This is a genomic window from Thiohalocapsa sp., from assembly GCF_019695415.1.
GTDB lineage: Bacteria > Pseudomonadota > Gammaproteobacteria > Chromatiales > Chromatiaceae > Thiohalocapsa.
The window spans coordinates 1-2,610 of sequence record NZ_JAIFKJ010000145.1; the positions used below are offsets into that span (position 1 = coordinate 1).

General features: G+C 69.7%; 1 protein-coding gene. It reads right to left on the reverse strand.

Features of this window, described 5'->3' with window-relative positions; translation table 11 throughout:
• Positions 1 to 86 precede the first annotated feature (86 nt).
• A complete protein-coding gene (feoB, locus tag I6U14_RS03750; RefSeq protein ID WP_296896975.1) occupies positions 87 to 2,498 on the reverse strand; it encodes a Fe(2+) transporter permease subunit FeoB in 2,412 nt (803 codons plus the stop codon).
• Positions 2,499 to 2,610: the final 112 nt, after the last annotated feature.

The window sequence follows — 2,610 nt, forward strand, 5'->3', positions numbered from 1 at the left end:
GGCAAAGCGGGCGACTTGGGTGCCGTCGCACCATTGCCCGTTGCGCCGTTGCGTGAAACTGAAGCGTCCAACCGCGATGACCGGGCTCAGCCCGCTGCCTCTGCCGGTGTGGGCGCGCGCTCGCCATCCCCGCCGCGCAGCGCCCAGATGCGCAGCCCGATGAACACGGCCACGAGCACCGCGAGCATGCCGCCGAGCCAGAGCGACGCGCTCGTCGGGTCACGGGAGAAGGTCGCCGCCTGGTAGAACGCCGTGGCGGTGATGAAAGCGATGCCGGTGGTCCAGACGGCGACGAAGGTCGCCCAAGCGGGGCCGGTCTCGCGCACGATCGCGGCCACTGTGGCCACACACGGGAAGTACAGCAGCACGAAGAGCAGGTAGGCGAAGGCGCCGGCGCGGCCGTCGAAGCGCGCCTCCATGGCACCGAATGTGCCTGCCTGCACGCCCTGCTCGGCGCCGACGCCATCGCGATCGCTGAGGTCGCCGACGCCGAGCCCGAGAGGGTCCGTGAGGCCGCGGGCCACATCGGCAAGGTTGGCCGGCACCGTGGCCGCGGCGGCGGTCAGGGCGGCGCCCAGGTCGTAGCCCGAGTCCGTTGCTGACGCCGCAGCGTTGCCCCCAGCGGCGCCCGCCGCGCGCGCCTCCGCGGCCCGCTCGTCCGCGGCAATACGCCCGTACAAGCTGTCCAGGGTGCCGACGATGACCTCCTTGGCGAGCACGCCGGAGAAGATACCGAGCACCGCAGGCCAGTTGTTCTCCTCGATACCCATTGGGGCAAACAGCGGTGTGGCCGCGCGGCTGGCCGCGGCGAGGATGGACTCGTCGCTCTCGGTCTCGCCGATGTTGCCGTCGGTGCCGATGGAGCCGAGCAGATTCAGCGCCAGCACCATGACGACGATGACCTTGCCCGCGTCGCGCAGGAAGAGCTTCACGCGGTCCCAGGTGCGCAGCAGCACGCCGCGCAGCGTCGGCATGTGATAGGGCGGGAGCTCCATCATGAAGCCAGTGCTGGTGCCCGACAGCAACGTGCGCTTCATCACCAGCCCTGTGAGCAGCGCCACGGCAATGCCCGTGAGGTAGAGCGCGAAGACGACATTTTGGCCTTGGTGCGGGAAAAAGGCCGCCGCAAAAAGCACATACACCGGCAGCCTGGCGCCGCAGGACATGAAGGGGTTCATCAGGATGGTCAGCTTGCGTTCCCGGTCGCTCTCCAGGGTGCGCGTGGCCATCACCGCCGGCACGTTGCAGCCGAAGCCGACGATGAGCGGCACGAAGGCCTTGCCGGGCAGGCCGATGGAGCGCATGGCCCGGTCCATGACAAAGGCGGCCCGGGCCATGTAGCCCGAGTCCTCCAGCGCGGAGAGGAAGATGTACAGGCTTGCGATGATGGGGATGAAGGTCGCCACCACCGTGAGTCCGCCACCAATGCCGTCGGCGAGGGCGAGCTGCAGCAGCTCGGGTGCACCCAGCCAGCTCAACAGGAGGCCGAACCCATCCACGAACAGCGCTTGCGCGGCGCCGTCGAAGAAGTCGATGAAGGCGCCGCCGATGTTGATGGTGAAGACGAACATCAAATACATGACCGCTAGGAACAGCGGGATGCCCCACAGGCGGCTCAGCATCACGCGGTCGATGGCGTCTGACATGTTGCGCCCCACCCGTCCATGCTGGCGCATGGCCCCTTGGGCAAGCGCATGGGCGTGTCCGAAGCGGGTGTCGGCGATATAGAGGTCGGTGTCTTCACCGGTGCGCTCGGCGATGGCGTTGCGCCAGTGCGCGGCCTGCTCCAGCAGCCGGGCGTCCGCAAGGCTGCGCGCGGCGTCGTCCTCCTCCAGCAGCTTGAGTGCCAGCCAGCGGGCATTGCCTTGGTCGGCCTTGTCCGCGTAGCCCGCCGCCAGCTCGCTCACGGCTTGGTCCACCACCTCCTCGTGCGCCAGCGGGAAGCCGCCGCGCTCGTGTCCGTCTACCACCGCCAGCGCCCGGGCGCTGAGCTCCGTGATGCCCCGCTTGGCCACCGCCACCACTGGCACCACCGGACAGCCCAGGCGCTCGGCGAGCTGGGCCGTGTCGATGTCGATGCCGCGCTTGGCTGCGACGTCCATCATGTTGAGCGCGAGCACCACCGGCACGCCCATCTCCAGGAGCTGCACCGTCAGGTACAGGTTGCGCTCCAGGTTGGCGGCATCCAGCACATTGACGATCAGGTCCGCTTCGCGCGAGAGCAGGTAGTCGCGGGTGACGCGCTCGTCGAGCGAGCTCGCATCCAGGGAGTAAATGCCCGGCAGGTCGACCACGCGCACCGGGCGGCCGTCCAGCTCCGAGCGGCCTTCGCGGCGCTCCACCGTCACCCCCGGCCAGTTGCCGGTGGTCTGGCGGATGCCCGTCAGGGCGTTGAACAGGGCGGATTTGCCGCAGTTGGGGTTGCCGGCGATGGCGAAGGTGAGCGGTCGGCTGGGATCCCGCCCGGGCGCTCGGGCGGGCGCGGGGTCGTCGGACATGTTGGTCTGGCCTCGGGCTTGGACTCGCGCGGGGGAGCGGGGGCGTCTCGGCGGCACGCCGATCGCAGGGCACGGCCGCGGCCGGGCCGGGCAGGGACCATCAGCCGGCGTG

What these genes read in the sequence shown, in the direction of transcription:
- feoB (WP_296896975.1), bottom strand. Translation starts at nt 2,498, where the DNA reads ATGTCCGACGACCCCGCGCCCGCCCGAGCGCCCGGGCGGGATCCCAGC.